25 protein-coding genes are annotated in these 25,637 nt (G+C 55.6%); 9 read left to right on the top strand and 16 right to left on the bottom strand.

Annotation, left to right across the window (positions count from 1 at the left end; all coding sequences use genetic code 11):
• Window positions 1–57 precede the first annotated feature (57 nt).
• Window positions 58–1,413, top strand: a complete 1,356-nt coding sequence (locus IBT54_RS10470) for a PLP-dependent aminotransferase family protein (RefSeq protein WP_201252134.1) — start codon at window positions 58–60, stop codon at window positions 1,411–1,413.
• On the opposite strand, the gene IBT54_RS10465 is transcribed toward IBT54_RS10470, so the two are convergent.
• Together IBT54_RS10465 and cspE are read right to left on the bottom strand one after the other, a co-directional pair.
• A complete protein-coding gene (locus IBT54_RS10465) occupies window positions 1,391–1,822 on the bottom strand; it encodes a GNAT family N-acetyltransferase (protein WP_013357085.1) in 432 nt (143 codons plus the stop codon). The genes IBT54_RS10470 and IBT54_RS10465 overlap by 23 nt on opposite strands.
• 228 nt (window positions 1,823–2,050) lie before the next feature.
• Window positions 2,051–2,260, bottom strand: a complete 210-nt coding sequence (gene cspE, locus IBT54_RS10460) for a transcription antiterminator/RNA stability regulator CspE (protein ID WP_006118399.1) — start codon at window positions 2,258–2,260, stop codon at window positions 2,051–2,053.
• 1,305 nt (window positions 2,261–3,565) lie between these two features.
• On the opposite strand from cspE, the gene IBT54_RS10455 reads away from it, so the two are divergent.
• Entirely contained in the window at window positions 3,566–3,811 is a 246-nt protein-coding gene (locus IBT54_RS10455) for a hypothetical protein (protein WP_013357084.1), read from the top strand.
• Window positions 3,812–3,984: 173 nt separating this feature from the next.
• Here IBT54_RS10455 and gntT read toward each other — a convergent pair whose 3' ends face one another.
• Entirely contained in the window at window positions 3,985–5,301 is a 1,317-nt protein-coding gene (gene gntT, locus IBT54_RS10450) for a gluconate transporter (protein ID WP_013357083.1), read from the bottom strand.
• A 291-nt stretch (window positions 5,302–5,592) separates the two neighbouring features.
• Between gntT and IBT54_RS10445 the strand changes: the two genes are divergently transcribed.
• Entirely contained in the window at window positions 5,593–6,741 is a 1,149-nt protein-coding gene (locus IBT54_RS10445) for an iron-containing alcohol dehydrogenase (protein ID WP_201252133.1), read from the top strand.
• A gap of 80 nt (window positions 6,742–6,821) precedes the next feature.
• On the opposite strand, the gene IBT54_RS10440 is transcribed toward IBT54_RS10445, so the two are convergent.
• The 4 genes from IBT54_RS10440 to IBT54_RS10425 form a co-directional block, all read right to left on the bottom strand.
• Entirely contained in the window at window positions 6,822–7,658 is an 837-nt protein-coding gene (locus tag IBT54_RS10440; protein WP_033782286.1) for a Cof-type HAD-IIB family hydrolase, read from the bottom strand.
• Between the two features lie 117 nt (window positions 7,659–7,775).
• Entirely contained in the window at window positions 7,776–8,258 is a 483-nt protein-coding gene (locus IBT54_RS10435; RefSeq protein WP_013357080.1) for an RcnB family protein, read from the bottom strand.
• Between the two features lie 271 nt (window positions 8,259–8,529).
• On the bottom strand, window positions 8,530–9,627 hold the full coding sequence (locus tag IBT54_RS10430) for an ABC transporter substrate-binding protein (protein WP_013357078.1): 1,098 nt from the start codon (window positions 9,625–9,627) through the stop codon (window positions 8,530–8,532).
• Between the two features lie 230 nt (window positions 9,628–9,857).
• A complete protein-coding gene (locus tag IBT54_RS10425; protein WP_201252132.1) occupies window positions 9,858–11,144 on the bottom strand; it encodes an HAAAP family serine/threonine permease in 1,287 nt (428 codons plus the stop codon).
• Between the two features lie 365 nt (window positions 11,145–11,509).
• Between IBT54_RS10425 and IBT54_RS10420 the strand changes: the two genes are divergently transcribed.
• Both IBT54_RS10420 and IBT54_RS10415 read left to right on the top strand, forming a co-directional pair.
• Window positions 11,510–12,100: a hypothetical protein gene (locus IBT54_RS10420; protein ID WP_013357076.1), complete on the top strand. Its 591-nt coding sequence runs from the start codon at window positions 11,510–11,512 to the stop codon at window positions 12,098–12,100.
• A 150-nt stretch (window positions 12,101–12,250) separates the two neighbouring features.
• Window positions 12,251–13,444 (top strand): zinc-dependent alcohol dehydrogenase, encoded by a 1,194-nt coding sequence (locus IBT54_RS10415; protein ID WP_013357075.1) that lies wholly within the window; start codon window positions 12,251–12,253, stop codon window positions 13,442–13,444.
• Between the two features lie 55 nt (window positions 13,445–13,499).
• On the opposite strand, the gene IBT54_RS10410 is transcribed toward IBT54_RS10415, so the two are convergent.
• The gene (locus IBT54_RS10410) at window positions 13,500–13,706 is read right to left on the bottom strand and encodes a hypothetical protein (protein WP_013357074.1); all 207 of its coding nucleotides are present in this window, start codon (window positions 13,704–13,706) and stop codon (window positions 13,500–13,502) included.
• Between the two features lie 187 nt (window positions 13,707–13,893).
• Between IBT54_RS10410 and IBT54_RS10405 the strand changes: the two genes are divergently transcribed.
• Window positions 13,894–14,628 (top strand): GNAT family N-acetyltransferase, encoded by a 735-nt coding sequence (locus tag IBT54_RS10405; RefSeq protein WP_201252131.1) that lies wholly within the window; start codon window positions 13,894–13,896, stop codon window positions 14,626–14,628.
• A 14-nt stretch (window positions 14,629–14,642) separates the two neighbouring features.
• Here the strand turns inward: IBT54_RS10405 and IBT54_RS10400 are convergent, their stop codons facing one another.
• Window positions 14,643–15,335, bottom strand: a complete 693-nt coding sequence (locus tag IBT54_RS10400) for a YetF domain-containing protein (protein ID WP_013357072.1) — start codon at window positions 15,333–15,335, stop codon at window positions 14,643–14,645.
• A 578-nt stretch (window positions 15,336–15,913) separates the two neighbouring features.
• On the opposite strand from IBT54_RS10400, the gene IBT54_RS10395 reads away from it, so the two are divergent.
• Window positions 15,914–19,675, top strand: a complete 3,762-nt coding sequence (locus tag IBT54_RS10395) for an NAD(P)-binding protein (protein ID WP_147788542.1) — start codon at window positions 15,914–15,916, stop codon at window positions 19,673–19,675.
• Between the two features lie 14 nt (window positions 19,676–19,689).
• Here the strand turns inward: IBT54_RS10395 and IBT54_RS10390 are convergent, their stop codons facing one another.
• A complete protein-coding gene (locus IBT54_RS10390) occupies window positions 19,690–20,019 on the bottom strand; it encodes a hypothetical protein (RefSeq protein ID WP_013357070.1) in 330 nt (109 codons plus the stop codon).
• A gap of 352 nt (window positions 20,020–20,371) precedes the next feature.
• Between IBT54_RS10390 and IBT54_RS10385 the strand changes: the two genes are divergently transcribed.
• Complete coding sequence (locus tag IBT54_RS10385; protein ID WP_013357068.1) at window positions 20,372–21,610, top strand: AI-2E family transporter; 1,239 nt, start codon at window positions 20,372–20,374, stop codon at window positions 21,608–21,610.
• 64 nt (window positions 21,611–21,674) lie between these two features.
• Here IBT54_RS10385 and IBT54_RS10380 read toward each other — a convergent pair whose 3' ends face one another.
• From IBT54_RS10380 to IBT54_RS10370, 3 genes are all read right to left on the bottom strand, one after another.
• Window positions 21,675–21,992 carry a hypothetical protein gene (locus IBT54_RS10380; RefSeq protein ID WP_033731819.1) on the bottom strand — a complete coding sequence of 106 codons (318 nt, stop codon included), beginning with the start codon at window positions 21,990–21,992 and terminating at the stop codon, window positions 21,675–21,677.
• A 138-nt stretch (window positions 21,993–22,130) separates the two neighbouring features.
• Window positions 22,131–22,556 carry a DUF4186 domain-containing protein gene (locus IBT54_RS10375; RefSeq protein ID WP_201252130.1) on the bottom strand — a complete coding sequence of 142 codons (426 nt, stop codon included), beginning with the start codon at window positions 22,554–22,556 and terminating at the stop codon, window positions 22,131–22,133.
• Between the two features lie 12 nt (window positions 22,557–22,568).
• Window positions 22,569–22,841, bottom strand: coding sequence for a cupin domain-containing protein (locus IBT54_RS10370; RefSeq protein ID WP_013357065.1), 273 nt, complete (start codon window positions 22,839–22,841; stop codon window positions 22,569–22,571).
• A gap of 168 nt (window positions 22,842–23,009) precedes the next feature.
• Here IBT54_RS10370 and IBT54_RS10365 point away from each other — a divergent pair, with 168 nt between their 5' ends.
• Window positions 23,010–23,906 carry a lipid kinase gene (locus IBT54_RS10365; protein ID WP_201252129.1) on the top strand — a complete coding sequence of 299 codons (897 nt, stop codon included), beginning with the start codon at window positions 23,010–23,012 and terminating at the stop codon, window positions 23,904–23,906.
• Between the two features lie 7 nt (window positions 23,907–23,913).
• Here the strand turns inward: IBT54_RS10365 and IBT54_RS10360 are convergent, their stop codons facing one another.
• The 3 genes from IBT54_RS10360 to IBT54_RS10350 form a co-directional block, all read right to left on the bottom strand.
• On the bottom strand, window positions 23,914–24,147 hold the full coding sequence (locus IBT54_RS10360; protein ID WP_041457185.1) for a hypothetical protein: 234 nt from the start codon (window positions 24,145–24,147) through the stop codon (window positions 23,914–23,916).
• Window positions 24,148–24,414: 267 nt separating this feature from the next.
• A complete protein-coding gene (locus IBT54_RS10355; protein WP_013357062.1) occupies window positions 24,415–24,546 on the bottom strand; it encodes a hypothetical protein in 132 nt (43 codons plus the stop codon).
• A 108-nt stretch (window positions 24,547–24,654) separates the two neighbouring features.
• Window positions 24,655–25,620 carry a magnesium and cobalt transport protein CorA gene (locus IBT54_RS10350; RefSeq protein ID WP_201252128.1) on the bottom strand — a complete coding sequence of 322 codons (966 nt, stop codon included), beginning with the start codon at window positions 25,618–25,620 and terminating at the stop codon, window positions 24,655–24,657.
• Window positions 25,621–25,637: the final 17 nt, after the last annotated feature.

Genomic DNA, 25,637 nt, shown 5'->3' with positions numbered 1-25,637 from the left:
GAGCCGTAATACTTATCTGAACAATCACTATTTTGTTACTGAACAAAGTATTTTCTTATGACAGAGAGCGTTGACCTCAACTGGTTTTGCAGCCAGATAACATCGCCTTCGGTGAAAGGCATCGCCCAGGCCGCCTCGGCACTAATTCGTGACGGACAGATCGCGACGGGTATGCAGATGCCCGCAGTGCGGGATATCGCGGAGCAGCTGGGCGTCAGTCCGGCAACCGTTTCTGCTGCCTGGGCGCAACTCAGAAAGCAGAAAGTACTGGCGGGCAAAGGACGCAGTGGCGTCTGGGTCAGTGGCAACACGGTGATGCCGCGTCCGATTCGCTTTGAGAAGATCGGTAACTACGGCGAAAACATCCTCGCCGATCTGACTCTGGCCTCGCCCGACCCTGCCCTGCTGCCTGATCTGCAGCAAGCGCTGCAGGCGGCCCTGCGCTCACCGCAACTCAATAGCTACACCCGTGAAGCGATTTCAGCGCCGCTGCTTCAGGCGATTAAGCCGCGCTGGCCCTATGCGGCAGAAGCGTTTCTGGCAACGGATGGCGGTTTTGATGCGATGAACCTGCTGGTACAGACCCTCGTCTCGCCGGGTGACCGGGTGATTATTGAAGATCCAACCGCAACCCGGCTGCTCGATATGCTGGATAACGTCGGCGCAGAGATCCTGCCGCTGGCGTGTGATGAGGAGGGTCCACTGCCTGAGGTCCTGTCTGTTCTGCTGGAGCAGGCACCGGTGATGCTGATCTATCAGCCCCGTACTCACTCCGCTACCGGGAACAGCATCAGCGTGGCGCGACGTCAGGCGCTGGCGCAGGTTCTGCAAATGAGCAACACGCTGATTGTTGAGGATGATGGAATTGGCGATCTCTCCGCGGAGGCGAGCTGGAGTCTGGGCGTCTGTTTTCCTGAGAGAACGCTACACATCCGTTCATTTTCCAAAGCCTACGGGCCGGATCTGCGGCTGGCCGTGCTCTCTGCCACCTCGGAGATGGTGAAGCGGATACAGTCATGGCGAAATTTTGGCGTCAGCTGGACCAGCCGCATTCTGCAGGACGCAGTCGCGTGGCTGCTGGAGGATGAGGCAACGCAACAGCAGATTGCCACTGCGCGCGCAATTTACCGGCAACGACGCGAAGCGATGCTGACGTCGCTGGCGCGGCGCGGTCTGCCTTTGCCGCTTCGCGACGGGTTAAGCCTCTATATCCCGGTAGCGTCGGAGCAGTTTGCCATGATTACGCTGGCGGCCCGCGGGATTGCGGTCGTGCCGGGCGAGCGCTGTCGGCTTGGCCCCACGCAGTTTATTCGCGTCAGCATCGCCAGCCTCAGGGATGAACAGCGGGAAATGATTGCCGGGGCACTGGTCATCGCCTCCGGACGGGAAGTTAACCCGCTTGCAGATCTTTGATGAGATAACGGGGGGACTCAGTATAACCTTCGCGGGCGTAGAACTGATTCGCCTTAAGACGTGACTGATGGCAATGAACTTCCATACGGTCGCAGCCACGACGCGCTGCCAGCGTTTCAGCGTGCTGAAGCAGCTGCTGGCCGACGCCTTTACTGCGCTCACCCTCTGCAATGCAGAAGTAGCTGATGCGGGCAAAATCACCGGCCAGGGCCAGTTGAGGAATAAAATGCAGGGAAAGAAAACCCAGCACCTGACTGCCATGTTCCGCCACCAGCAGCGCTTCACTGGGATCGCTGCATAACTGCGCCAGGCGCTGTTCAATGAAGATTTCGGTGCCGCCGTAGCCTAACTCGCTCAAAAGGGCACTCAACGCAAAACTGTCTTTCAATTCTGCCTGACGTATGTTCATCCTGCCTCCTCACTCACCGGGTTCTGTCGCTCAGTTATATAGCGTCGCAAACTAAAAAGCTGCATGTCAGGTTGTTATAAATATGTTACAGGAATTTATTGTGTACCGCCGCGCAGTTTGTGCGGCCACAGGGACGATACAGGAGGTTACGATGAAAGGGATGAAGCGCAGATTACAGCCATAAAAAAACCCGCCATCAGGCGGATTTTTAGAATTCTGACTGTTAACTTACAGACTGATAACGTTAGCAGCAGATGGGCCTTTAGCGCCGTCGGTGATTTCAAACTCTACGCGCTGACCTTCAGCCAGAGTTTTGAAGCCGTTGCTCTGGATTGCAGAGAAATGTACGAATACATCTTTGCTGCCATCTTCAGGAGTAATGAAACCGAATCCTTTAGATTCATTAAACCACTTAACGTTACCTTTGATCTTAGACATCTATATTACCTTTACATGAAAAATGGACACTAAACTGTGTCGGGGTCTAGTACAGCAATTGCTGAGGGATTTGTCCAGCATGATTTGATGAAAAAGTGATAAATATCGCCTTTCCGTGCGTCCATCACACTTTCCTGCTTCCGGACTTGCGAATCGTCCGTAAACAGCTAGCAGGTCGATGACCTGCACTGAACGCTAACCCGCTGGAAAGACGCACCTTTTCTCTTTAAGAGTTACAGAGCACTTACGTTAAAAAGAAAAATCTTATTAAGACGTATTCCTCTTCTTAATGAAGGCGACAGAAGTAAAAACGCAATTTTTTTATCTTCATCGGAACAGCGCTTTTCTCTGCCTGACCCATTTTTAAGGGCTCTCGTAGTCATTGCGGCACAAATGCTCATCAAATGAGCAAAAATTCTTAAATTTCTGAGCGCGGTTCCTGCTTTTAATTGCACCAGGATAAGCGTTAAGTGCCAATAATCCCAGTCAGAGTGGGGTGTTCGCGGATATTTTAACCAACAGCAAAGAAACATTGAGCGAGATCAATGAAGTGCTTTTTAGTGGTTGAATTCGCATTTGGCAACAAACAATCAGCGTTATAAGAAATTACGTTTCTCATCGCAGTCCGGAATAATGTTGCGCAGCAATAGATAAAATCTGCTTAACCGTACAGAGGCAGGCATCCGTCAGGGCGCATTAAAAAGGAGGATGAGACGCAGAATGGTGATGAAGATACGCTGTAGCCAGTGTGGAAGCGCACGGTTCGTTTTCACTGATTATCGGGAGGGTAAGCGCAACTTTCATGGTGCCTGCTGTGCATGCTGTAAAAAACAGCTGGGCTCACAGGATCTGCTACCGAATACGCCGATGGATCCCGTTAGCCAGTATTTGTTAGCAAGCCAGAAAACAGTTCGGGCACCTGATTAGGTGCCCGCCGTCGCTGAAGCTTTAACAAAACTATGACATCAGAAAATCAGTTTGAACACCCCTGTCAGGGTCAGTAAGCCCACGATAAAAATGATCGCGATAATCCACAGAATAATTTTCATTTCCTTTTCCCCTCACTGATTAAACATTTTTCCTGTAAGCAGTATAGACAGAAAAATTTGTCACGCCGCTTCACTCAGTGTTCAACTGCTCATAAGTTCAGCAGATTTTGCTTTTATTTATGTTCTGAGATAACGATCGCAACACCACTTCTTACTGGCCCTCTTTCTTCGTTTTACAGACCATTCCTGGCTAAAATTCAGGCGGCAAGGCAGGCCTCAGTAGTGATGAGATTGAAATGAGTCGCGAGGAGATCTTATGAGCACGATTAATACCAGCATGGGCCGCTACAGCCTTAAGGCAAAAAACAGCGGTAACCACATCAAAGGTTCTTTCGCCATCAACGATGAAGGCGGCACGCAGCTCTCTATGCAGGAGTTTGACGAGCACTATCTTGATGATGTGGTAAACAACGTTATCTATCCGGTCACCGGCGGCAATCGCGAAATTGCGCGAGCGCTACGCGAACAGATGGTCAAAGCCGGTTTTGAACCGCCTCATTAAGAGGCCAGATTTACGTTATTACAGACCTGTGGGCCGCTTTTTGCGGCCCTTTTTATATTCGTGGTTACAGGCTGCGAATAAGCCGGCTCTGGAGGCTGCCCGCGATACAAAAAGAAACGGGCCAGAGAGAAGCAAAGAGAGGAGCCGCTGGCAGGGTTGCCAGCGGCCAGAGGTTAAATCGCCCAGGAGAGCAGCAGGCAACCCACCAGACCACAGACCGAAATAATGGTCTCCAGCGCCGACCAGGAGCGAATGGTTTCGCCAATCGTCAGGTTGAAATACTCTTTGAACAGCCAGAAGCCAGGGTCATTAACGTGCGAGAAGATTACACTGCCGGAACCCACGGCGATAACCATTAATTCCGGGCTGGCACCGCTGGTGACAATCAACGGTGCCACAATGCCCCCGGCGGTAATCGCCGCTACCGTGGCAGAACCCAGGGCAATACGCAGCACAGCAGCAATCGACCAGGCCATAAAGATGGGTGAAAGCTGAGTCGAGTGCATCATGCTGGCGATATATTTATCCACGCCGCTGTCCACCAGCACCTGTTTGAAGGCCCCGCCACCGCCAATGATCAACAGCATCATGGCAATGATTTTGATCGAGTCGGTCAGGGTATCCATCACCTGTTCCATCGTACGACCGCGATTCAGGCCAAAGGTGAAGATCGCAATCAGTACCGCAATCAGCGTTGCCATTACCGGGTCGCCAAAGAACTCCGCATAGGGCAGCAGTACGTGGCCTTTTGGCAGCAGCATCTCCGCCACGGCACGCAGCGCCATCAGCACCACCGGCACCAGTGCCGTCCAGACGCTGACGCCAAAGCTGGGCATTTCCGCTTCGGTAAAGGTCTTCGGGTTATAAAGCCCCTGTGGAATCGGTTTGTCGATGTTTTTCAGAAAACGGGCATAAACCGGACCCGCCAGAATCACCGTAGGGATACCCAGCAGCGTACCGAACAGCAGCGTTTTACCCATGTCAGCATTAAACAGCGTGGCAATGGCTGTAGGACCAGGGTGCGGGGGAAGAAAACCGTGCGTCACTGATAAAGCAGCCGCCATCGGCACCCCGACATAGAGCAGCGGCACACGCGCCGACGCCGCCACGCTGAACACCAGCGGCAGCATCAGGACAAAGCCCACTTCGTAGAACAGCGCAAAACCGACGATAAAACCGGTCAGCACCAGTGCCCACTGAATATGCTTTGTGCCGAATTTTTCAATCAGGGTGGTGGCAATACGCTGCGCACCGCCGCAGTCGGCCAGCAACTTACCGAGCATGGCACCAAAGCCCATGATTAGCGCCAGGCTGCCCAGCGTGCCGCCTACGCCCGCTTTGATTGAGGTAATGACTTTATTTACCGGCATGCCCTGCATCACACCGACCGCCAGCGCCACCAGGATCAGCGCGATAAATCCATTAAGCTTAAAGCGAATCATCAGCAGCAGCAGTAACGCGACGCCGATCGCCACATAGAGTAATGGCATAGGTTTTCTCCACCTTGCGCACTGAAGGGAATTCAGTGTCGGTTTATTATCATGATCCCCGGAGGGCTGCAAAACAGTGCGCTGTAAGATGCTTACACATCCCGACAAGCGCTGTTACCGATAACATGTTAAGGGTAACATCCGCAGGAAAGCACCACCCCGCCGACGGTGAATTTCTGTTTTGCGAAGATGATCAACTTTTTGCCAGTGTGTTATCAGAAAGTTTGCCCATGCTGGCGCCGCGCTTTTCGTTACACTCAGATATTAGCGAAATGTAAAAAGGATGCGCTGGTGAGTGAGAACCTGAGTGAGCTGTACAGTAATCAACGAACCCTCTTTGGCCGCGGTAGTCTGGATAAACTGGTGCCGCTGCTGGCCGCCCGGTCACAACCTACCCTGCTGTTTTGCGGACAATCTTTCCTGCAGGGGCCGGCCTATGCCCGGATAAAAGCTGAACTCAACGATCACATTCTCGGTTATGAAATTGTCAGCCATGAAGCCTCGCCCACTGAGATCGATGGCTGGGTTGCGCGCTGGCGCGGTCATGTTGATCGGGTGGTCGCGATTGGCGGAGGCAGCGTGCTGGATGCGGCGAAAGCCTTTAGCGCCATGATCCAACACCCGCTGCCCACGGCCCGCTATCTGGAGAAGGTAGGTGACACTGCGGTTCAGCCCATCACGCTGCCGCTGGTTGCGGTTCCGACAACGGCCGGGACCGGCAGCGAAGTCACGCAAAATGCGGTGGTGACAGACCAGCAGGATATTAAGATCAAAGCGTCACTGCGCCACCCGGTCTTTGTGCCGGAGGTCGCGATTCTTGATCCGGATCTGCTGAAAGGCACGCCTGACAAGGTGCTGGCGACCTGCGGCATCGATGCTTTTACCCATCTGTTTGAAGCGTATCTCTCCGGCAAAGGCAACCTCTTCACCCGCCAGCTGGCGCTGACCGGTCTGCGTCAGTTTGTTCAGGCGTGGCCTGCCCTCAATCGCGAGGATGCGGCGGGTGACGCGGCACGTGAAGCAATGATGATGGCATCGTGGCTGGGGGGCGTCAGTCTCAGCAGCGCGGGGCTGGGGGTGATCCACGGTATTGCCGGGGAACTGGGCGCGATTAAGCCGTTCCATCACGGTGAAGTGTGCGGACGCCTGCTGTTTCCGTTCCTGGATCTGCTGTCTGACAGCCAGCAGCCGATGCAGCGTACGCTGATGGCGGAGCTGCACCCGCAGCTCTTCAGTGAATCCACAGATTCACCGGCACAGTTTCTGAAGCAGTGGCTGCAGCAGCAGGCCATCACGCCATTCTGGCAGGATGGCCCGTCGCTGAGCCGCACTGAGGTGGAGTGGATCCTGGCGCGTGCCAACAGTAAAAATTCGCTGGTGAATTACAGCCGCGAACAGATGCAGACGATGATTGCCCAGGCCTGGCACATCACGGCGTGATCAACGCGCTAACCTCCTTCACTGACCTGCCAGCCTGGCAGGTCATGCAGCAGCTCAGCGCTATCCTGGCACGTTCAGTCTCAGCGCCGCGGGGCGGCAAAAGGCCCCTCACCTGCCAGCATCTGCTCAATGATCTGCAACACGCCCTCCTCATTATTAGACGCCGCGGCAAAACGTGCCGCCTGCTTCACCCGCTCTGGCGCATTGTCCATGGCAAAACTGAAGCCGGACTGTTTCAGCATCTCCAGATCGTTACCGCCATCGCCAAAGGCCAGCACCTGGTCGTGCGTGATCCCCCAGCGTTTTGCCAGCAGATCCAGACCGTGCGCTTTGTGATTTCCCGGCACGATCAGATCGACCGAGCCATGACCGCTTGACGTCGCGGCCACGCGTCTTTGGTGCAGTCGCTCAATATCCGCCATCAGTGGCTCGATGTAATCATCCGAGAGGTTCAGCGCGAACTTAAACAGCCGGTCATCCTGCACCTCATCCAGATGATGAATCGGCTTCAGCCGGTGACAGTAATGGCGCATCTTCTTCAGCCAGCTCTCTTCCATGCCGTCGAAGTAATACGCGCTGTTACGACCACACAGCAGGTAACGCAGGCCGGGATAGTCGCCGTTTTGCAGGGTGCTGATTACCGCTTCAACGTCGCGGCGTTCAAAGGCACCGCAAAACAGCTCTTCATCACGGTCAATAATCCATGCGCCGTTTTCCGCCACAAAGGCGATATCGCTGGCGATCTCCGGGAAAAAGGATTTGAGCTGGTAGTACTGATTGCCGCTGGCCACCACAAATTTGATGTCGCGGGCGGTGAGTTGCTGATAGCAGGCGAGAAAGCGGGATCGATTGTACTGCTTATTGTCGTCCAGAAACGTGCCATCCATATCGACTGCAACCATCTTAACCGTCGTCATCATGACTCCTTACACAGGAAATTTTCAGCGTGGAGTCACAGGATAGCCGCTGGCGCAGCAAAACGGAAAGAAAGAGGGATGGCCGCAGCCATCCCTGGCGATCGGTTCAGGATAGAATCAGTTCAGGGCGCTGTTCAGCACCAGCGCGGTAATCACACCGGTCGCGGCAGCAATCAGCACATAATTGCCGTCGATGTTTGCCCAGTGATAACCGCGCGGCGGTTCACGCAGACCGCGTTCATGCCAGTCGGCTACGCGATAATGGTCGCCGCGGTATTCCTGCGGAACAGGATGGCCGCGACGGAAGTCGTGGCCCTGCCAGGCGAAATGGTCACGGTCATTGCGGGATTCTCTGCCACGATGGTTGTTATCTTCATCATGCCGATTATTGCCCATGTCGTGAGGCTTTTTATCATCATGGCGATTGTTGCCGCGGTCGCGATTCTGATCGGGGCCGCGATTGTCAGGACGTTTATCACTGTTCTGATGCGGCACCGGCTTACGCTGACCGTCATCATGATCGTCTGCCAGTGAAACCTGAGAGAAGAGCGTGCTGCATGTTAAAAGTGAAGCGATAAGCGTTAATGTTGTTTTTTTCATGATACTGCCTCCGAAAATAACGGCTGTTCAGGCACCGTTGATCGGCATCATGGCAATAATTCTGGCGGGAGGCATCTGTAAAAGTCTTAAAATCCGGTAACTTACACAGTATTACGCTTGCTTAGCGATTTCTTAACACAGGTCATATCTTTAAAACTCTTCTGACGCAATCCAGATGTTAACCGGGCAGCCTGGACATCACGTCTCAGGCTGACCCGTTAAAACCTGTTCAACGTGAGGGTGCTGAAATGCACCCCGACGCTTTACCCGGTTATGGCGTGCTGAGGATCACCGGCGCATCCGGCAACGCCGTGAACTGTTTTACGATATGGTGATAATCGGCCGTCGGATCGAGATCACGGAATACCTCTGGATAGAGATCTTTAGCCAGAATTTCCATACCGATGATGTTGTAAGGGTGATTATAAAAATGGTGATAAACGCCATAGACCCGTTTCTGTTTCACCGGTTCGATCTGCTCCAGGCCGGTTCGGCTCTGCAGGCGATTAAAAGTGGCGGTCACGTCAGTCTGACTGGCACCATAACCAAACGGCAGCACGTTGCTGTTCGGACGCTTCGAGCCGGTCATGATGTAAACGTCCGGCTTCATGGCGATAATCTTCTCCAGCGACACAAAACCTGAGCTGCCGGGCAGCAGCGCTGAGCCGATATTTTTCCCGCCGACCGCTTCCACCAGCGCACCCCAGCCGTTATGACCATGGGTAAAGCAGCAGTTGTCGCTGTTACCGGCAATCGGTTCAATAAATACCGTCGGCTTGTGCGGCACCTGCGCAATCTTTTGCTGAATCATCTGCCAGCGCTGCTGATAAAAATCGGCGTAGGCTTTTGCTTCGGTTTCGCGATTCAGAACGGTACCCAGCACTTTCACACTCTTCAGGGTGTTCTCTTTGGGGTGGAGCTCATCATCCAGGAACAGCACCGGGATATGCAGATTTTTCAGGGTAGCCAGCACGCCCGACTGCGTCAGTGCCGGTTTGGCGCGCAGCTGAGCAATCATCAGGTCGGGCTGCTTCGCCAGCACGCTCTCCAGATTGACCTGCCCCTGATCGTTAAAGCCCATATCCACAATCGATGCCGCCTGCGGCCAGCGCTGCTTCAGCAGATCCCAGGTCTGGGTATCCTGCTTTTTCGGCAGGTTATTCCAGGCAACGACCCGCTGAAACGGGTTCTGTCGATCCAGTAAGGCCAGCGCCATCACGTCGCGTCCGTCCTGCAAAATCACATGCTGCGGCTCTTTTTGCAGCGTAATTTTCTGACCATCCATATCAGTCACCGTGACCGGATAGGTGGTTGCCGCGCAGGCAGTTGACAGTAACAGTGTGGTGGCAGCAACAATCCCGATTTTCATTTTTCTCCTGTCCTTTAAAGGAATAATAATTATTCGCGTTAACTCTACCATGTGAAAAAGTAACAAATGTAAATATTGCTGACGAGATGCGTCTGACGGAGAGGGTTCACTGTGCGGCGGCTGGTTAAAACAGGGAGACCAGGGCTGGCGATACATGGAGAAATGACGCGTGGCGGGCAGAACAGCAGACGCCTCTCAATACCGCGGAGAGGCGCCTGTTGATTGATCTGTTACTTCACCAGCGAATAGAAAATCGCGGAGATGGCAATCAGACCAATCAGCACCACAAACAGGTTACTGATTTTCCCGCTGTACTTACGCATCGCCGGCACTTTGTGAATGGCATACATCGGCATCAGGAACAGGATCATGGCAATCACCGGCCCGCCCAGCGTCTCAATCATGCCGAGAATATTCGGGTCCAGCGTTGCCACCAGCCAGGTGGTAAGCAACATAAAGAGTGACGTCAGGCGATTCAGTCTGGCAGGCGCGATAGTTTTACCGCGGCTGCGCAGCGCCTTATTGACCATACCGTTAAACCCTTCGCGCGCGCCCAGATAGTGGCCGAGGAACGATTTGGTGATCGCCACGATGGCAATCAGCGGCCCGAGCCAGGCAATCATCGGCACCTGAAAATGGTTCGCCAGATAGGAGAGAATGGTAATGTTCTGCGCCTTGGCGGCATGGAGATCGTCAGGCGACAGACTCAGCACGCAGCTGAAGACAAAGAACATCACCGTCACCACCATCATCAGGTGCGAGCAGGCCAGAATGCGCGAGCATTTTTTCTCGGCGGCGTCGCCATACTCTTCGCGCTTCGCCAGTGCAAAGGAGGAGATGATGGGTGAATGGTTAAACGAAAAGACCATAACCGGTATCGCCAGCCACAGCGTCATCCACAGGCTGCTGCCCGCAGGCTGAACGTTCAGGGTTGAGAGTGCAGCCCCGTGCCAGTGCGGGATCAGATAGCAGGCCATCAGCATCAAAACCGCCACAAAGGGATAGACCAGCACGCTCATCGCTTTGACAATCATCTTCTCGCCAAAGCGCACAATGGTCATCAGGCCGACAATCAGCAGCAGCGACAGCAGCACACGCGGCGGCGGCACCAGACCGAGTTGGTTCACCATCAGGCTTTCCACCGTGTTGGTAATCGCCACGCTGTACATCAGCAGAATCGGGTAAATCGCGAAGAAATAGAGCAGCGTAATCAGCTTGCCCGCGCCAACGCCGAAATGCTCCTCGACCACCTCAGTGATATCACCCGCCGGATTTTTACCGGAAAGGACAAAACGCGTCAGGGCGCGGTGTGCAAAGAAGGTCAGCGGAAAGGCCAGCACCGCCATGATAATAAGCGGGATCAGCCCGCCGACACCGGCATTGATGGGCAGGAACAGCACACCGGCTCCGATTGCGGTGCCGTATAAACCCAGCATCCACATCGTGTCGGTTTTATGCCATCCCGTATCGACGTCACTCTCAAGCGCGCCCAGCGTGCCAGTTTGCGTGGTTTTCATCAGATAGTCCGTGTTAAAAGCCGCCAGTAAACCTGAGCCGTCAGGCAGGTAAACGTATGCCCCGCTCTCAGCCTCAGCTGCAGACGGATCGGTGAAGCGTAAAAATGATCCGCGCATACAAAGGTAATCGATTGCGTGCGCCACTTTTTACACTACCTGACGATAAAAGTTCAAGCCGCGAAGACAAACACGCATGGATTGATGATAAAACCGTCAGGTTGTGCAAAGTGACTGCGCGGCGATCATGCCATTTTTGCGCCCGCTTTACTGCCCTGAAAAGGTGATCCCTGTAACGATTAAGCGTAACGGGCTACGCTTTATCTGACGCTGTCGCGATCACGCCGACAGGGACACAGGAGAAAAGAATGAAAATTGCCTGCCTGGGATGGGGATCGTTAATCTGGAAACCTGGCGCACTGCCGGTGGCCAGTCAGTGGCATCATGATGGACCTGCCGTTCCGATTGAGTTTGTGCGCATCGCTGACGGCGGTGAACTATCAACGGCGATCTGTCTCAACGCCCGCCCGGTGACAGTGTTCTGGGCCTGGCTGAACACCGCCTCACTGGAGAGCGCCTGCCGCGCGTTGCGCATTCGGGAGGCGATACCAGACAGCCGCGTCGATGGCGTCGGCATGATGACGGTGACAGAAACCTCAGTGGGACCGCTGGCGGAATGGGCGCAGGCGAAAGGCATCGAAGGATTAATCTGGACCGGTCTGCCTGCCCGCATGGCGGGAGTTGAAGGGCAGATACCGACGCTGGATGATGCGCGACACTATCTGCAGAATCTCACCGGTGAAACACGTGAGCATGCTTTTCACTACCTCGGGCAGGTTCCGGCACAAATCAACACCCCTTACCGGCGCGCGCTGGCTGATCTCACTGGCTGCCAACCGGATGCGCCGTCTGTTACTGCCGCCGCCCTGCAAAGGCACTCACCCAGCCCGCCGATCTGAAATTGCCCCGCCTCCAGCACCGCTCGGCTTACTCCTCAAAGGGTTACTACACTTCAGGCAGGTTTCGATCTCAGATTCCCTGAGTCTTTCTCGCAGGCAGCCACACCTTCTGGTCTGGCCGCCCTTCCCCCGTCAGCAGGAGATCAAAAAATGAAAGCATTAACGTATCACGGCCCGCATAAAGTCAGCGTGGATAACGTACCCGACCCGGGTCTGGAAGCGGCCGATGACATTATCCTGCGCGTGACCGCTACCGCCATTTGCGGTTCAGACCTGCACCTTTATCGCGGCAAAATTCCCGGCACCGGGCATGGCGATATTTTTGGCCATGAGTTTATGGGCGAAGTGGTTGAGGCGGGCAGTGCAGTGACTGCCGTCGCCAAAGGCGATCGGGTCGTCATTCCGTTTGTGATCGCCTGTGGCGACTGCTTTTTCTGCCTGCTGAGCCAGTATGCCGCCTGTGAAAATACTAACAGCGGACGGGGTGCTATTCTGAACCGTAAAAACATCACGCCGCCCGCGGCGCTGTTTGGTTTCAGTAAGCTCTATGGCGGTGTGCCCGGCGGCCAGGCGGAGTATGTCAGAGTGCCGAAAGCCAATACCGGTCCGTTCAAGGTGCCGTCCATACTGTCAGATGAGAAAGTGCTGTTCCTGTCGGACATTCTGCCCACCGCATGGCAGGCGGTTAAAAATGCCGAAGTTAAACCCGGCTCCAGCCTGGCGATTTTCGGTGCCGGACCTGTGGGCCTGCTCAGTGCCGCCTGCGCCCGACAGCAGGGTGCCGAACAGATTTACATGATTGATCACAACAACTACCGCTTAAACTTTGCCCGCGATCGCTACGGCGTCATCCCGATTAACTTCGATGAGATCGATGATCCAGCCGGCTGGATTATCGAACACAGTACCGGCAATCGCGGTGTGGATGCCGTGATCGATGCCGTCGGGTTCGAGGCGAAAGGCAGCCTGACTGAAACCGTGCTCACCAATCTCAAGCTGGAAGGCAGCAGTGGTAAAGCGTTGCGTCAGTGTATTGCTGCGGTGCGGCGTGGCGGTATCGTCAGCGTGCCGGGCGTCTACGCCGGATTCATTCACGGCTTCCTGTTTGGTGATGCCTTCGACAAAGGGCTGACCTTTAAGATGGGACAGACACATGTGCATGCGTATCTGCCCGATCTGCTGAAGCTGATTGAACAGGGGCATCTGACGCCGGAAGAGATTGTAACCCATCATCTGCCGCTCGAAGATGCCGCTCGCGGCTACGATATTTTCGCTAAACGCGAAGAGGAGTGCCGGAAGGTGATTCTGGTGCCAGGCATGGCCGCCACGCAGGCCACGATTTAATCGCCTGAACCTCACTACCGGATCCCCGGCAGAGCTCGCTGCCGGGGATCGCATTTTAATACGGCTTGCGCTGAAGACTGCTTCGCCACTCCCGCCTCTCCAGCAGATGTTCATCCGGCGAGTCCGCCGTATCGACCTGACTCCCCTGCTCCAGCAGTCGCGCACTGCGTGAATGGGGATGACTTTCGCTGATCACCTGTTGTGAAAATGCACCAAACGATAACAGTAAAAACAGTAATGCACTGGCCGCCCTCACTTTCATACGCACACCTCTCTGATAACGGTGTCGCTATGCTGCCCGACGGGTTTTCATTTTCTGTCAGTAACAGGCAAAGTTATGTGGAAAGCGGGAACAAGCTGCGACGGGTTTAATCGCGGTTCATGATAGCCCGTCAGAACACATCTTAATTTTCCCTGCTTACCGTCCGTTTTTCTTCAGGAGGATGCCAGTGAACATCAATCAGTTTGATCAGCCAGTCGGTGAAGCCATGCCCGACTGGCAACCTGTCGCCAGACCGCCCAGTGCCTCCATCCACGGCCAGCACTGCATTCTCCTGCCATTAAGCATGGATCATGCGGAATCGCTGTTGCTGGCATTTATGCAGGCACCGGATGATCGGGACTGGACCTGGCTGAGCGCGGAGCGGCCCGCCTCACTGCCGCAGATGCAGCGCTGGATTGCGGATAAAGTGGCGGATGCGTCCCTGGTGCCCTTCACGGTCTGCGGGCTGAATCAGCAGCCCTGTGGTGTGGTCTCCTTCGCCAGCATAGAGCCAGAACATGGCACCCTTGAAATCGGTCACGTCACCTGGTCGCCGCTGATGCAGCGCAGTGCAATGGGCAGCGAGGCGATTTTTCTGCTGCTGCAACAGGCTTTTGCTCTCGGCTATCGTCGGGTGGCGTGGCGCTGTGATTCTACTAATGTCGCTTCACGACTTGCAGCTGAACGACTGGGGTTCCGCTTTGAGGGGCGTTTTCGTCAGGTAATGACTCGCAAACAACGTAACCGCGATACAGACTGGCTGTCGATAATCGACCGTGAATGGCCGGAGGTTCATCGCGCCCTGAGCGCCTGGCTGAGGGCGGATAATTTCAGCGTCGCAGGTCAGCAAAAGCGTCCGCTCAGTGCCTTTTTCGCCGACGTTAATCCCGGCAATGCCGACACGCCGCAACCTGAATACTGAGCTGGCGCTGGCAGCTAATGCAGCCGACGTACGCTCAGTGCCGCAGACCAGCGCTGTCGCTGACAACGCGGGCAGACGGCCTGCTGTTCCGCCTCTATCCTCTGCGTCTGGCCACAATGGGTGCAGGCGTAGAGCGCGCTGACCGGCACGGTGCTGTAATCCTGTCGGTGCTCTGGCGGCAGCACGCTTAATCCGGCGCGCATCTCGTCATCATCATAGAAATAGAGGCTGAGCTGACCATCGACTTCCACCAGCGCCAGCCGGATCTGCCCCAGATGCTCTACGCCGCTCTGGCGCAACTCCATATAGAACTCATCTTCGGAAATATTCAGCTGATCCAGACTTTCCAGCACATACAGGCCATCTTTAATCAGGGTAATGACGTCGCCCTGAATCAGCCGTGAAAAGCGCGGACTGTGTGACGTCAGCCAGGTGGTCAGGCGGTAGAGCGCCAGCAATACCACAAACACCATAATCACCGGCAGCACCGGTACATCGTCATAAAACGTGACGTCACCGGACGCAGAACCCAGCGTCAGAATCACCACCAGTTCGAACAGCGACAGCTGACGTACGCCGCGTCGTCCTGACACTTTCAGAAAAGTAAAAACCACCAGATAGGCGATCAGAACCCGCGCCACCACTTCAAATAAAAAGGTGGCTGGTTGATCGTTAAGTAAAAAACGGTGCCAGTCGAATGAGAACATAGTCGGTTAAACATCCTGTTTTAAGAGCCGCGCCGCTTAACCCGCCGCCTGTTGATCGCCCGCGGATTCAGGCCAGTAATAAGTCAATCTTGCCGCCAGCCCGTTAAAAGGCAAGCGAAGCAGTAACGTTAAAACAGGTAAGTCTGACCGCTCTGCATGTTGAGGAAAAGGTTAACAAAGCTGAAAATAACGCTGATGCGCTTCACGCTGCGCTTATCAACCCGACAGCACAGACAATAGTGAAAAATTCCTGTTTCTGAGTGGATGACTTTTGCCGCTACGCTTTTTCCTTTTCACTTCAATAATTTGCGAAGCATCCCTCCCTGTCTATACTTTCCAGTAAGGCTTCCGCAAAATCCGTTAACATTCAGAGAAGCCACTCTTTTTCCTGCCGATAGCGCCGCACGTTTAGTTCTGCTATCTCACGCATCCAAACCGCCACAGGCTCTGTTGCCTGCAATTTAGCGTCTGTGGCTTATGGCAAGGATCGCCAATCTGCTTTGCATACCTGTAACGCCCTGACCCGTTTCACAACGGCTCGTCAGCGGGAAGCGTGTTGCTTTTTTTCGGGAGATGCCATGACGCCCTTTTCCAGTTTCTGGCAGGCCGGCTATGAAGGTGCCGATCATATCAATCCGGCCGGTTTTGCGTTGTCGATGAACGATCTGAACCAGCATCAGGCGCGGGCGGCAGAAGATTATGCAGCACTGAGCCCCTTTGCCATTCGCACCGTGCGGGAAAGCGTCGGCTGGCGGCTATGTGAACGCGACGGCCGCTATGACTTCTCCACGGTCGCTGCACGGATGCAGGCCGCAGAGCAGCAGGGTATTCAGCTGAGCTGGACAATCTGTCACTACGGCTGGCCCGCGGGCGTTAGCCTGTTTGATCACGACTTTATCCCCCGTTTCGCTGCCTTCTGTGGCGCACTGGCCCGCTTCCTGGCGCCCTGGTATCAGCAGGCACCGATCTACTCTCCGATGAATGAGATCTCCTTTGTCAGCTGGGGCATCTCGGTCGGGCTGTTCCCCTGTGAGGCGATCCCGGAGCCGGAGCGGGCCGATGTCGCCAAGCGGCAGCTGGTACGCGCTACCCTGGCCGCCTGTGATGCGATCTGGCAGGCCGATCCGCGTGCCCGTGTGCTGCATTGCGATCCGCTGATCCATATCGCGCCCGATCCCGCCGATCCCGACAGCGGCCGTCTGGCACGTGAGATGTGTGACACCCAGTATCAGGCATGGGACATGCTCAGTGGTCGCCGTAATCCGGAGCTGGGCGGCGCACCCCGCTATCTCGATCTGATTGGCGTGAATTACTACCACGACAACCAGTGGGAACAGGGTTCAAACCGGCGGCTTTACTGGCATCTGGGCGACAGCCGACGCCAGCCGCTGCATCAGCTGCTGCTGCAGGTCTGGCAGCGTTATCAGCGGCCACTGCTGCTGGCGGAAACCAGCCACGTCGGCAGCGGCCGCGGCGCCTGGATCCGTGAGATCGCCACACAGGTTGCACAGGCGCAGCTGGCGGGCGCTGATCTGCTCGGCATCTGCCTCTATCCGATTCTCGATCGTCCCTTGTGGGAGGAAACCACCTTCTGGACCCGCAGCGGCCTGTGGGATCTCGATCTTCTGGGCGCCGATCCTTACGCCCGCCAGTTACAGCAGCCTTATGCCGACGCCCTGCATCAGGCGCAGCGCTTTTTGCAGCACATCCAGTCCCTACAACATCCCAGCCAGGAGCACACCATGAAACCACCTGTTCTCATCGTTTTCAGCCATTTACGCTGGGGTTTTGTTTTTCAGCGTCCGCAGCAGCTACTGACTCGCCTGGCACAGCACTATCGCGTACTGTTTGTCGAGGAGCCGGTCTGGCAGGCAGGGCCACCAGGCCTGCATCAGAGTTCGCCTGCCGCCAATATCACGGTGATCCAGCCACATACCGACAGCGACGCGCCCGGCTTTCACGACAGCCAGATCGCCCCGCTGCTGCTGCTGCTGACGCCGCTACTGGAGGAGGACGATCAGCCGCTGATCTGGTTCTATACGCCAATGGCACTGCCGCTGCTGACGCCTTTTGATCCGGCACTGGTAATTTACGACTGTATGGATGAGCTTTCGGCCTTCCAGAATGCGCCGCGCCAGCTGCAGCAGCGCGAATCGGCGCTCATGACCCGCGCCGATCTGGTCTTTACCGGCGGCTCCAGCCTCTATGAAGCGAAGCGTGATAAACACGCTCAGGTTTACTGCTTCCCCAGCAGCGTTGATGCCATTCATTTTGAACAGGCGCGCGATCGCACGAATCGTCATCCGTTACAGGATGCCATTCCGTCGCAGCGTCTGGGTTATTACGGCGTTCTGGATGAGCGTATTGACCTGCCGCTGATAGCCGCGCTGGCAGACAGCCATCCCGAATGGCAGATCATTATGGTCGGACCGGTGGTGAAAATTGATCCCGCCAGCCTGCCGCAGCGCCCCAATATTCACTGGCTCGGTCAGCAGCCGTATCAGGCTCTGCCGCAGTTTCTGGCGGGCTGGGATGTCTGTCTGATGCCGTTTGCCATCAATGCTTCGACCCGCTACATCTCCCCGACCAAGGTGCTGGAGTATATGGCGGCGCAGCTGCCGATTGTCAGTACTGCCATTGTCGATGTGGCGCGCCACTACGCAGAGGAAGTGGCGGTAGCAGAGACGCATGCGGAATTTATTGCCGCCTGTGAACAGGCAATGGCAATCAGTGCCGCAGAAAGGCTGGCGCTGGCGGGACGGATGCAGGCAAAAGTCGATGTCACCTCCTGGGATCGCACCGCAGAGCAGATACATGGCCTGATCCAGCAGGCGCTGACGCAGCGTCAGTCTGCTCTGAAGTCAGCCAGCCAGACCCGCGCGCAGGCTAACGTCATGCCTTTAACGCCAGCGATGCTGGAGAGCGACGCGGTGCCCTGCCTGATTATCGGCGCCGGACCGACAGGTCTGAGCGCCGGATATCACTATGGCGAAGGCGCAGTGCTGCTGGAGAAAAATAGCACCCCAGGCGGCTGGTGCCGCTCGATTGACGATCAGGGGTTCACCTTCGACTATGCCGGTCACATCATGTTCTCGCAGGATCCCTACGTGTTGCAGCTCTATGAGATGCTGCTGGGCGACAATCTGCACTGGCAGGCGCGCGAGGCCTGGGTTTACAGCGACGGTGTTTATACCCGCTATCCCTTCCAGTCCGCGCTACACGGCCTGCCGGTCGAGGTGGTAAAAGAGTGCGTGCTGGGCGCTATTGAAGCGCGCTATGGCGAAACAGCCGTCGCCGCTGTGCCGCTGGATCGGGCGCGTGCGCGGCGGGATTGCTGTGCGGATGGCGCAATCCCCGATGAGGGCAGCAGCACCGGCGTGGTGGAGGGCGAAGAGGATTTCCAACACTTTATTATGCGCACCTGGGGTAAAGGCATCGCGCGGCATTTCGCCCTGCCTTACAACCAGAAACTGTGGAAAGTGCCGCTGACCGACATGGAAACCTCATGGCTCGGCGGACGCGTGCCGCTGCCCGATCTGTCACAGATCATCGATGGTGCGCTGCAACCGCTGGCGAAACCAGTCGGCCCCAACGCCCGTTTCGGCTATCCGCTGCGCGGTGGCTTCCAGGCACTGATGTCAGGATTTTTACCGCACCTGAAATGCACGCTGGAGACCGATACAACATTGACGCGCATCTACCCGCAGGCGCATGTCGCCCTGCTGGCGGATGGTCGCCACTACCGGTATGAGCAGTTGATCAGCACCATGCCGCTGCCGGAGCTGATTAAGCTGATGGGTGATGAGGTACCGGAGAGCGTCCAGCTGGCGGCACAGCAGCTGCAGTTTGTGTCGGTGCGCTGTGTGAATCTGGGTATTGGCCGGGCTGACCTCACTGAAAAACACTGGATTTACTACCCTGGCGATACGCTGTTTCACCGCATCTTTGTGCAGGGTAATGCCAGTCCGCACTGCAATCCGCCGGGCGGTTTCGGCTTAACCTGTGAAATTACCTACAACGCGGCTAATCCGCTGCCGCTGGAGGGTGATGCGCTGATTGAGCGCTGCCGTCAGGATTGCATCCGGGTCGGCATGATCACCGCGGACGATCCGCTGCTCTGCGCATCTGAGGTTGATATGCCTTACGCCTACGTGGTCTATGACCATGCGCGCAGCGATAACGTGGCGTTGATCCGCCAGTGGCTGCTGACTCAGGATATCCATCTGTCGGGTCGTTACAGCGAGTGGGAATATTACAACTCGGATCACGCCTTCCTGGCCGGTAAACGCGCGGCCGAAAATGTCCGTTTGCAACATGTCAGCGCAGGGACGCTTGGCTGATCTGACGCAGCCCGTTATGAAAGACGCTGGCTGCACTTTGCGGCTTTCAGTGACTGCAACGCAGTGACCCGATTTTCCGCTTTCCGGGTGGCATTGTATTTTGCAATGCCATTGCCCAGTCCGAAATCCCCGACAAAGCCCAGCACGGTCAGGGCATTAAACTGGCCGGTCTGCTCGATATCACTCTGCACGCCGTGCGCTTTGACCAGCTCCTGATCCAGGGCGTTGCAGTTCAGCGTCGCTGTCTCTTGCGGCGTCACCGCAGCCGCCTGTGGATAATGCTTGGTCGCGCAGCCGGTCAATACCAGCGTCACCAGCACCACTAAGACTCTCTGTTTACTCATTTCTCACTGCCTGTTTTTTGCTCACTTAATAATGTTATCGGCAGCATACACCGGGAACATGAGTCTCTGACCTACCAATAATGGTCGAAACCGCTACGCTAATGTAGGATTCAGCGCGCTGCCGTCAGAGGCAGCCCGCTACCGACCGGAAGTCACGCAGCGAACGCACCTTACCCGTTCATCACTTCTGCAAGACCTTTCAAACAGTTAGCCAGCATGATGCTGCCAGCAGCAGCATTTAACGAGCAAAGCCTGAGCGTTAATTTGTGACGAGGCTGCCGCGCAAGCGAAGCCGGACACAGCAAATTTGCGCGTCGGGTTTATCAGAGTTTGTTCCAGATGAGGTTTCTCCATGCGTTTTAAAGGATTGAACATCGGGTTTTTCATTTTGATTCTGGCTATCGCCACCGTCGCATTTTTCGAGGTGCTTTCGCCCTACTTCTCGCCGATTTTATGGGCGGCAATTCTGGCGGTGATTTTCCATCCGCTGAAAACCTGGCTGCGCAGCCGACTGGGTGACCGCAACGGCGTGGCCGCGCTAATTACCCTGTTCTGTATCTGCCTGATTGTCTTCACGCCGCTGGCGATTATCGCCTCCTCGCTGGTGGTTGAAACCAACGCGGTCTATCACAAATTGCAGACCAACTCATCGCAGTTCCCGGCCGTGTTCGCCGATCTGCTGCAGCATCTGCCGCGCTGGGCGAAGCATTTCCTGGCTGAAAATAATCTGGATAACGCCGAACAGATTCAGCAGAAGCTCTCCTCATTTGCACTTAAGGGCGGTCAGTATGTCGCGGGCAGCGCCTTTATCATCGGTAAAGGGACGTTCAGCTTCACCGTCGGCTTTGGCATCATGCTCTATCTGCTGTTCTTCCTGCTGAAAGATGGCTCCTATCTGGTGCATCTGATTCTGGAAGCGCTGCCGCTTTCCACCTACGTGAAGCATCACCTGATGGTGAAGTTTGCTGCCGTGGCGCGCGCGACGGTGAAAGGTACGGTGGTGGTCGGTATCGTGCAGGGTATTCTCGGCGGGCTGGCTTTCTGGTTTACCGGCATCGACGGCAGCCTGCTGTGGGGCGCGCTGATGGCATTCCTCTCCCTGATTCCGGCGGTCGGTTCCGCTATCATCTGGGTGCCTGCGGCGATCTTCTTCTTCGCCACCGGCGCACTGTGGAAAGGGCTGTTCCTGGTTGGTTTCTTCGTGGTGATTGTCGGTCTGGTAGATAATATTCTGCGTCCGCTGCTGGTCGGCAAAGACACCAAAATGCCTGACTATATGATCCTGATCGCCACGCTGGGCGGCATGGAGATTTACGGCATTAACGGTTTTGTGATCGGTCCGGTCATTGCTGCCCTGTTTATCGCCTGCTGGAATCTGCTCTCCGGCCGCGATAACCGCGAAAACATCGAAGTCATCGACGAAGAAGTGATCGAAGAAGGCAAAAAACAGTCTGAGACAGCCGCAGAAGCTGCAGCTGAAGCGGCGTCTGCGGCAGCCGATGCGGCCGCTGAAGCGGAAATCAAAGTGTCGGCATTAGCGGCGGCGGAAAGAGAAGCCGCAGAAAGAAAGGCGGCGGAAAACAAAGCGTAATCCGGTTCAGCCATAAAAAAACCCACCTTTCGGTGGGTTATTTTTTTACCTGAAAACCAGCGTCTTAGTTGGTCGCTTTGTTTTTCAGATCTTCAGCACCCTGCTTGGTTTTATCCCAGCCTTTTTCAGTGCCTTCTTTGGTTTTGTGCCAGCCTTTCTGAGCACCTTCGGTGATTTTGCTACCGGTGGTGTGGCTTTTGCCTTCAGCGGCGTGCTCAGACTTCAGCTTCAGCTCTTTGCCTTCGTTCTGGGTCTGATGCAGTTTTTCTTTCGCGGTGTCAGCGCCTTTATGCGCTTCCGCAACGGTGTTATCGGTAGTGGTAGCAGCAAATACTGGCGAGGCCAGCAAAATAGCAGACAGTGCAATAATTGATTTCTTCATAATTCCCTCTGTATTCATCGTTGCCGTGTAGGTTTTAATCCTGGCATAGCCTTCCCAGGAAAGATTTAAGAATAAACCAGGAATGAAAAAGGGCCAGTTTTCACCAGAAAAAGACGCTGACTGTAGCTTTTTTATCCATTACCAGAGCGCCAGCTGCGGATCGTCGTCCGGTTTCGGCTTATTCCGGCTCACGCGAGCAGGGGGTGCGGGCTGCTGCATCTGCCGGGTGATCCACGCCAGTAACACCGTCACGACATACTCCTGCTGCTCAGCACTCAGCGGCTGATGCTGCCCGATGTGGTGCCACTTGCTCAGACAGCCACGACAGCAGGTCGCGGTGGCGTGCTGGGCGATAAACACCGGATGACCGCGCATCGGCGTCTGTTTACCATCATTTTCCGGCTGAGCAGGCGCCAGTCGCTGTGCGACAAACTCTGCGGCGTGCTGTCGCAAAACCGGCTCGCCTTTGCTGCTCGCATAATCGTACTCAGCGCGTCCCAGGCGAAAGCGCTGACGAAACGGCGAACGTGCCAGCCGGGTAAACAGGTCGTCAGACACGTTCATACTGATTGCCGGTTACTCATATTTACGCCCTGCCAGATAGCTGACGCCCTGTGGTCCGAACGCTTCGCGATGCAGTTCATTCGGCTGCAGGTGAAACGTCTCGCCAGGAGAGTAAGTGGTATCGCCCTGCTCGGTACTGATAGTGATGTCACCCGTGAGAATCAGGGCCAGCGCTTCAAAAGGATGGACGTGATTATCAAGCCGGGCTGATGCGGCACGCTCAATCAGCAGTGGCTCATCAAAACCCTGTTCGGCTAACAATTTTCTGAATTCGTGTTCTGTCATCGCAACGCCTCAATATGGAACTGATCCTAAGCAGTGTAGACGATCTTTATCGCCGCTTATGGCATGGAACGGGTACGTAAAGTCGCGCAAACAGGGTTGTTCACGGGTCAGGCCGATGCTGTACTTGCCGTCTCGTTCCCCATTTTGACAGCAGGATGATGTAAAAGTATGTCTTACCCTCAAAGAACGGCTCTGTTGCTGATTAATCAGCGCTCACGTAAAGGACGCATTGAGGCGAGTCGGGCGCAGACGCTGCTGGCTCAGGCTGGCTTCACCCTGCTGCAACCGGACGAGGATGAGACCTGTAGCTACAGCCAGCTCATCGCGGCGTATGCCGGTCGCGTCGATGCGGTGATCGTCGGCGGTGGCGATGGCACGCTTAACGCAGCCGCGCCGGGACTGATGCAGACCGGCCTGCCGCTGGGCATTTTACCGCTGGGCACCGCCAACGATTTTGCCCGTACGCTGGGCATTCCCGCCAGCCTTGAACAGGCGGTGAAAATTATCGCAGACGGGCAGTTGCGCGCCGTGGATCTGGGGGAAGTGAATCAGCACCTGTTTCTTAACGTCTCCAGCATCGGCTTTTCGGCCGAGCTGGCGCATAACCTTACGGCGGAATCGAAAAAACGCTGGGGTGTGGGCGGTTATGCCCTGGCGGCTTTACGGCTGCTGCGGCAGAGCCGTCCGTTCAGCGCCACGCTGGTGCATCAGGGTCAGCGGATACCAATCAAAACGGTTCAGGTGTCGGTGGGCAACGGGCGCTTCTACGGCGGTGGCATGACAGTGGAACAGCGCGCAGCACCCGACGATGGGCTACTGGATGTCTACAGCCTGGAGTTGCAGCATAGCTGGCAGCTGATTGCGCTGCTGCCCTTTCTGCGGCGCGGCACCCATGGCCGCTGGCGCAACGTGCGGGCATTCAGCACCACGGAACTGACCATTGAGACGCGTCGTCCTCACTATATCAATGCAGACGGCGAGATTGTCGGTCAGACACCCGCACATTTTCGCCTGCTCACCCGTGCACTGCGGGTTTATGCACCCGCCGGTCAGTCAGTCAGATAACGCAGGATTAATGCTTAGCGACATTATTTTCGGCGTATTCGATCTGTTCAGAGAGGTTGCTGACCAGTTTTTTTGCCATCTCAATGGTCAGGCCAAGAAAGAGCGTCTCCTGCGGAGCCTGCTCGCGGGAGGCCTCAGGGTCGAGGTAGCTGAACTGCAGGACCAGCGCCTTATGATTGCTTAAGGGGCCAATATGCCAGCCGGTAACCGGATAGAAGATAAAACGATTAAATTCATTCACTTTGATCCTGACTATACAAGCATAACGCTGATTGGGGTCAGGCCAGCTCTGATAATAAAACATGAGTGGAGTGCTGAGTCTGAACTAAATCCACAGGATTACAAGGGAAGCGGGAGAATAAGCGCAGCGTTAAACGGTTAGCATCGTTGCGGTGCCTGGAGCCTGACCTGACAGGCAAATGCCGGTAAATCATGCCAGCGCCTCCTGTTAACCGAGGCGCTGGCGTAGGTGAATCCTTTCCGGTCAGAGGCTATAACCAGCGCCCGGCTAATCAGTCTGCGGAATAATCGAGATATGGCCATTAACCTCCAGCACCGCATATTTAATCTGATTGAACCGCTCCAGCCCCGGACCGGATCGCGCCGCTTCCAGCACATCGTCAGGACTGATGCCGGTCATCTTCAGGCGGATCAGGAACGGAAACCCATCATTACGTTAATCGTAGCGCAAAGGCGCAGTTTCAGAATTGCGCCAAACGTCTCAGTATCCAATGCTGCCTGACGACGATTACAGCCAGCCCGATCGGCGCAGTTTAGCCCACAACCCGCCGCAGGCCAGCAGCGTCAGCCCAACCGCCAGCGGATAGCCATACAGCGACTTCAGCTCCGGCATATGTTCGAAGTTCATGCCGTACATGCTGAACACCACGGTCGGGATCACCAGGATCGCGCCCCAGCCCGCCAGCTTTTTGACCACCTCATTCTGCTGCACTGTCACCAGCGCCAGATTGACCTGCATGGCGCTGGTCAGCATCTCACGCATATCTTCCGCGTCGGTGACCACATGGCGGGCGTGATCCTGCACGTCGCGGATATAGGCGCGCAGCGGACGCGGGATCAGATCTTCATGCAGGTGGATAAGCTGGTTACAGATCTCTTCCACTGGCAGCGCTGCATTGCGTAGTGACAGCAGATGACGCCGCATGGTGTAGACTGACTGGACCGACTTACGGTCAAATTCGCTGGTGAAGAGATCGTTCTCCATCTGCCCCACCCGCTCATTCAGTGAGGTGGAGAGCGCGGCATAACGATCAACAATGAAATCAAGCAGGCAGTAGAGCGGCCAGGCAGGGCCAAGCTTCAGCAGCGCCGGATTTTCAGACGCCCGCTGCCGCACCGGTGTATAGCTTTCAGATGCGCCATGACGGATGCTGATCAGGAATTTTTTTCCGACAAAGAAGTGGGTTTCGCCCAGTTCGCAGCTGTCATCCTTTGCACAAACCGTCTTGACCACGATAAACAGTGAGTCACCGTAATGTTCGATTTTGGGTCGCTGATGGGCATTAAGCGCATCTTCAACCGCCAGTTCGTGCAGGCCGAACTCCTCTTTAATCTTCGCCATAAATTCAGCGTCTGGCTGCAACAGCCCGAGCCAGATAAACGCTTCCGGCTCTTTGATCACTTCACTGATATCTTCGACGTCGACCTCTTCGCCCGCACTTCCAGGACGATAAACCCTGCTGCTTACGATCATCTTCTGCATTCCCGTTG

Origin of the sequence: Pantoea sp. S62 (assembly GCF_016658625.1) — a bacterium.
GTDB lineage: Bacteria > Pseudomonadota > Gammaproteobacteria > Enterobacterales > Enterobacteriaceae > Pantoea > Pantoea vagans.
This window is presented reverse-complemented; position numbering and strand designations above follow the sequence as displayed.